This window comes from Dethiosulfatibacter sp., from assembly GCF_983023055.1.
On sequence record NZ_CEZJXU010000141.1, the window covers coordinates 1 to 5,381 of the forward strand.

Here is a 5,381-nt window from a genome sequence, read left to right on the forward strand (position 1 = left end):
TGCTTGGCAAACTTAAATGCTGACTTGCAACAATTTGATCCGTATCTATATTGTCTCCGAATTTAATTACCTTATTCATTACAATACCTCCCTTGGGTCTCTGATTTTTCCAGTTATTGCCGATGCAGCAACTACGGCAGGACTTGCCAGGTATATAAAGGAATCCTTGCTTCCAACTCTTCCAATGAAATTCCTGTTTGCAGTAGAAAGAAGTTTTTCACCATCTCCTAGAAGACCCTCAGTCGCTCCAAAGCAGGTACTGCAGCTTGGATTACATATCATTGCTCCGCTGTCCATGAATATCTCAAGAAGTCCTTCCCTTGCCGCTTTCTTGTATATTTCTCTTGATGCAGGTGTTATAATCAGTCGTACATTTGGTGCTATTGTTTTACCCTTCAATATGTCCGCTGCAATTTCCAAATCGTCGTAACGTCCGTTTGTACAGGCTCCTATGAAGAATTCATCAATTTCCATTCCTTCAACTTCACTTAAATCACATACATTGTCTACTGAATGAGGGCAAGCTATTTGCGGTTCAATTTCAGAAACATCATATTTGATAATTTGTTCATACTCACCATCATTGCATTCTTCATCGACGAAATCTACTTCTCTTCCCTGGGCAGACATATACTCTTTTACTTTATAATCAGGCTTAATATAGGCGAATTTTCCACCTGCTTCAATAACCATGTTACAAAGAGTAGTTCTTTCAGAAATTGTCATGGCCTCCACTGCGGATCCTTCGAAAAGAACAGCCTTATAGGTTGCTCCCTTTGCAGTCAGGTCTGCTATAATCTTTAGTATCATGTCTTTTGCATAAACGCCCTTTTTCATATTACCTTCAAGTATGATCTTAATGGTTTCAGGCACCTTCAGCCATGTTTTGCCATCTATCCAAGATACAGCAATATCAGTGGAACCCATTCCTGTTGAAAGAGCTCCTATTGCACCGTAGCTGCATGTATGGGAATCTGCACCTATGATCAGTTGATTAGGCTCAACATGCTTCTCTAGCATGAGCTGATGACAAATCCCAACTCCATCATATACATACTTAAGGTCATTTTTTATACCGAATTCCCTCATTGCCTTATGGGAGTTTGCCGCCGCTATTGTATTGCTTGGAATATAGTGGTCCATTATCATTATAAGCTTTTCATTGTTCCATACCTTTTCACATCCAAGCTCATTTTCAAATATATCAATATTATGGGCTGTAGTTCCGTCATTGGTCATAACCAAATCAACATCCACTTCCACGATTTCGCCGGGCTTGACAACATCAACATTAGAATGTTTTGCAATAATTCTTTCTATTTCATTCATGACTTTACCTATCCTCTATGAATTTTGTAAAATGTAATATTCTTTTGTCTTATTTAACTATGCTTTTTCGCTCATCTCTTTTCTGACAGACTCGATAATGCCTCCATCCTGTAACAACTCAAGAACCCTTCCCTTCATAGGTTCAAATAAAAGGTCTTCTTCTGTTGTGTGGTTGTATCCCTTGCCCGTAATTATATTAAATGATACGACGTCCTTGTGGTTTATTTTGCCATATATTTCATCATTAATTTCCAGTGGACATATACCATTGTTTACACAATTCCTATAGAATATTCTAGCAAAGGACTTTGCTGCAACAAGTCTTACTTTTGATCCTCTGATAGCAATTACGGCCTGTTCCCTGGAGCTTCCGCATCCAAAGTTTGTGTCTCCCAGTATAATGTCACCATCTTCAACAGTTGAGGCAAACTCGGCATCAATGTCTTCCATGCAATGCTCTGCAAGCTCGCTTTCCACTTTTGTAACAAGGCATCTTGCAGGAATGATTACGTCGGTATCCACATTCTTTCCATATTTATATACTTTTCCTTTAAATTCCATATTTCACACTCCTAATATTCCGTTATGACGCCTGTCAATGCAGACGCAGCAGCTGTAATTGGCGAAGCAAGGTATACAAGACCTTTCTTGCTGCCCATTCTTCCCACGAAATTACGGTTTGTAGTGGACAGACAAACTTCTTCATCTCCGATTATACCGAAATGTCCACCGAAGCATGCACCACATGAAGGTCCGTTGACAAAGGCTCCTGCATCAATAAATATCTTCATAAGTCCTTCCTCCACTGCCTTCATATATACTTCCTGAGAGCCAGGTGTAATAAAAAGTCTCACATCCTCGTGGATCTTCTTGCCTTCAAGTATTTTAGCAGCCTTTCTTAAATCGGATATCCTTCCATTTGTACAAGACCCGATATACACCTGATCAATTCTTGTTCCAGCTACTTCGCTGGCAGCCACTACATTATCCGGAGACGACGGTTTAGCCACCTGGGGAACCATCTCACTGAGATTCACTTCAATAACTTCATCATACTCGGCGTCATCATCAGCAGTTACGAATTCAAACTCTTCCTTTATAACACCTTTCAGGTATTCTCTAGTGATTTCATCCTGCTCTATTACACAGTTTTTTGCACCACCTTCGATAGACATGTTTGCCATAGTAAACCTGTCATCTATACCAAGGTGACTAAGACCTTCTCCAGTCACTTCTATGCTCTTGTATCTGGCCCCTTCGGCGCCGATTCTTCCAAGAACATTAAGTATTACATCCTTGCCCTGAATATTGTCTCCTGGCTTGCCTGTAAGTACTACCTTGATTGCACTTGGAATCTTCATCCACAAATGTCCCGTAGCTATTGCAGCTGTTATGTCTGTAGTTCCCAAACCTGATGAAAAAGCTCCAAGTGCACCATAGGTTACAGTATGAGAATCACTTCCCAATATTACACTGCCCGGTGAAACATATCCCATATCAGGAAGTATGGTATGACATACGCCCTGGTTTTCAATAACATTAAATCCATATTTCTTCGCATACTCTCTTGTATATTTATTCTGATTGGCAGAACTTATATTTGGAGCAGGTGCATAGTGATCTATTACGACCAGTACATCCTCCGGACTATATGGTTTTTCACATTGCATTTTCTCAAGGATGTCTGGAACGAGAGGGAACATTACATCCGTAACCATAACCAGGTCAACATTGATTTCATGTATCTCCCCTACCTTGACAGATTCCATGCCGCATGCTTTTGCCAGTATTTTTTGCGTCATCGTCATGCCCATGATGTCACCCCGCATTTTTTTATTTCATTCATAATATAAAATCTCCTTTCAAAGTATTCCTCTATATAAAGCTTTAATAACATATAACTCTCTTTAAGTTGGAAATAATTCCATGAATTATATTTTATATTATTTACACATAAATTAAAACTCTAAATTCCAACAAAATTAATACTTTTAACTTCTGTAGTCTCTTTATCAAATTTCATCTATCTTTATGTCCGAAAACGAGAGGTTTTTCGTCATCTGCTGTGCTATACTCTAAATAGAGAATAATCACGAATAAGAAAAGTAGGTGAGAAGTTGGAACTGAACCATGATGTATGCTATGAAGTTATAAAAGCCAATGATGCAAGATTTGACGGAGTATTCTATATGGCTGTGAAAACAACAGGAATATATTGCAGGTCTGTTTGCAAGGTTCCTGCGCCTAAGTCTGAAAACTGCACATTTTACAAAAGCGCCGCTGAAGCTGAAGCCAATGGATATCGTCCATGTCTTCGCTGTAGGCCTGAACTGGCTCCCAGCTATTCAGAGTTTGGCCAGGGAAAAGAGCTCTTTAAAATGATAATTGAATATTTTGAAGAACATAAATACAAGCCGAAAATTGTAGGAAAGTGTGCCGAGTTTCTAGGAATCAGTCCAAGACATCTAAACAGGGTGTTCAAACAAGAAGCAGGAGTCAGCCCTAAAGACTATATAATGACAAAAAGGCTGCTTCTGGCCAAAGGGCTTCTTACTGATACAAATCTAAGCATAACGAAAATCGGAGAAATGGCAGGCTTTGGCAGCAGCTCCAGATTCAACGCAGCCTTAAAGAAACATTACGACTTGACACCAAGTAATATCCGAAAGGAAAAATTGAACAAGGACAATCGAGAAGCCTTGTCAATCCGTCTCTTTTATCGACCTCCTTATGACTGGAATTATATGATGAAGTTCTTTGCCGTCAGATCCATCCCTGGAGTTGAATGGGTATCTGCTGAAGGCTATTATAGAAGATCCTTGAGAATAAAAGATGGTGAAACAATCCGTACAGGCTGGATAGAAGTCATGCCTGTACCGGATGATAACCGTGTGAATTTGAGAATCAGCAACAGTCTTGAAAAATCAGTGGTTCAGATTATCGCCCTGGTACATAGAGTATTTGACCTTGATGTTGTTCCCGGGAGACTACCTGAAGAACTGCCTGACGGCATAAGGCTTCCTGGATGTTTTGACAGCTTTGAGATGGCAACAAGAGCAGTCCTTGGCCAACAGATAACCGTAAAAGCTGCAACGACTATTTCAGGAAGGGTTGCAGAAAAACTTGGCTGTGAAATTGTTACTCCATGGAAAGAAATCAACCACCTTTTCCCTGAACCGTCAATACTTCATGACCTGGGAGAAGAGGCTTATGACATTCTTGGAAACCTTGGAGTGATACGCTCTAGAACCACCTCCATAATGGGACTAGCCAACTCCATTAAATCTGGAGAACTGACTTTCACAGAAGATATTGATGTTTTCAAATCTAAGCTGACAGCAATAAAAGGTATCGGACCATGGACGGCAGAATACCTGTCAATGAGAGGGATGAGCTGGCCCGATGCATTTCCTGTGACGGATATAGCTGTCAAAAATAATATCCTTCCTCTGCTGAATGATGGTCAGGGTATCCCTTTGTTAGAGCGAAATGAACTATCAAAATATAAATTGAACAAACTCTATGAGGAACTTGCGGTGGTCTATGCCGAAAAATACAGACCTTGGCGAAGCTATTTTACATTAGCATTGTGGCGAGGGGATCTAATGGAAAAAAAGGATGAGGTGGAGAAGTGATTTATTTCAAAAGAATGATAAAATGGGGCAATATAATAGTTGCCGTTGACGAGGATGCAAAAATTACAGGATTATGGTTTGAGGGTCAGAAATATTTTCCCGATATCCCTGAAGATGCCTGCTGGATAGAAGATATTTCCGAAGATGAAAGGATTGAATTTGTCGACAGTAGCAATACTCTTCAAAAAATAATCGAAGTGATAAGGGAATTTGACATTCAAATGAAGGAATACGAAGAAGGCAACAGAAAAGCTTTTAACCTTCCACTTGCCCCTTCAGGCAGTGGATTCAGACAATTGGTATGGAAAGAGCTTCTGAAAATACCAATAGGTTGTACTGTCACCTATGGAAATTTAGGAGCCAAAGTGGCAAATATCATGGGCAAGGAAACCATGTCTGCACAGGCTATCGGCGGTG

General features: G+C 40.0%; 5 protein-coding genes. 2 read left to right on the plus strand and 3 right to left on the minus strand.

Annotated features, from left to right (window positions below):
- Window positions 1–78 precede the first annotated feature (78 nt).
- The 3 genes from AC3AX0_RS06380 to AC3AX0_RS06390 are packed head-to-tail and all read right to left on the minus strand — an operon-like array spanning window position 79 to window position 3,143.
- On the minus strand, window positions 79–1,329 hold the full coding sequence (locus AC3AX0_RS06380) for a 3-isopropylmalate dehydratase large subunit (protein WP_487549470.1): 1,251 nt from the start codon (window positions 1,327–1,329) through the stop codon (window positions 79–81).
- Window positions 1,330–1,386: 57 nt separating this feature from the next.
- Window positions 1,387–1,890 carry a LeuD/DmdB family oxidoreductase small subunit gene (locus AC3AX0_RS06385; protein ID WP_487549471.1) on the minus strand — a complete coding sequence of 168 codons (504 nt, stop codon included), beginning with the start codon at window positions 1,888–1,890 and terminating at the stop codon, window positions 1,387–1,389.
- An 11-nt stretch (window positions 1,891–1,901) separates the two neighbouring features.
- Window positions 1,902–3,143: a 3-isopropylmalate dehydratase large subunit gene (locus AC3AX0_RS06390; protein WP_487549474.1), complete on the minus strand. Its 1,242-nt coding sequence runs from the start codon at window positions 3,141–3,143 to the stop codon at window positions 1,902–1,904.
- Between the two features lie 303 nt (window positions 3,144–3,446).
- Between AC3AX0_RS06390 and AC3AX0_RS06395 the strand changes: the two genes are divergently transcribed.
- Window positions 3,447–4,964, plus strand: a complete 1,518-nt coding sequence (locus AC3AX0_RS06395) for an Ada metal-binding domain-containing protein (protein WP_487549472.1) — start codon at window positions 3,447–3,449, stop codon at window positions 4,962–4,964.
- A 14-nt stretch (window positions 4,965–4,978) separates the two neighbouring features.
- Window positions 4,979–5,381, plus strand: a 403-nt coding sequence (locus tag AC3AX0_RS06400) for a methylated-DNA--[protein]-cysteine S-methyltransferase (RefSeq protein ID WP_487549473.1), incomplete at its 3' end; no start/stop codon positions are given.